Below are 566 nucleotides of genomic sequence, written 5' to 3'. Positions count from 1 at the left end.
GGGAAGTTGCTGTTCCTGCCAGATCACCAGCTAACTGGATTTTTCCGGTAGCAAGCGTAGTTGCATCAGCTACAGCAAAAGTGCTCTTGTCTAACCAGCTTACTATTCCTGTTCCATCAGTGGTTAATACTTTATCGTTACCACCAGAAGCAATTTTTGCAGTGGTAACATTCGCGTCAAGGATCTTGGCAGTCGTTACTGCATCTGCAGCTAGTTTCGCTGCCGTGATGTTTGCATCTGCAATCTTTGCTGTAGTCACTGCATTTGCTGCAATCGCCGGGGAAGTTGCTGTTCCGCTCAGATCACCGGCTAACTGGATTTTTCCGGTAGCAAGCGTAGTTGCATCAGATGCTGCTGCTCCTGTTACTGCTGTGGTAACAAATGCCGTAGTAGCTACCTGGGTAGTATTCGTTCCATTAGTTGCTGTTGGTGCTGTTGGTACTCCCGTTAATGCAGGACTTGCCAATGGAGCTTTCAGATCCAATGCCGTTTGGGTTGCACCCGATACCGGTTTATTCGCATCTGAAGTATTATCCACATTCGCCAGACCTACATCTGTTTTACTT

1 pseudogene is annotated in these 566 nt (G+C 47.3%); it reads right to left on the bottom strand.

The features are described from left to right. Positions 1-566 (bottom strand): annotated as a pseudogene (locus P2W72_RS02590) (hypothetical protein); the annotation flags it as partial.

The organism is Daejeonella sp. H1SJ63, from assembly GCF_029360775.1.
GTDB lineage: Bacteria > Bacteroidota > Bacteroidia > Sphingobacteriales > Sphingobacteriaceae > Daejeonella.
Note: the sequence above shows the minus strand (reverse complement) of the source record. Positions and strands in the feature narration are given on the sequence as shown.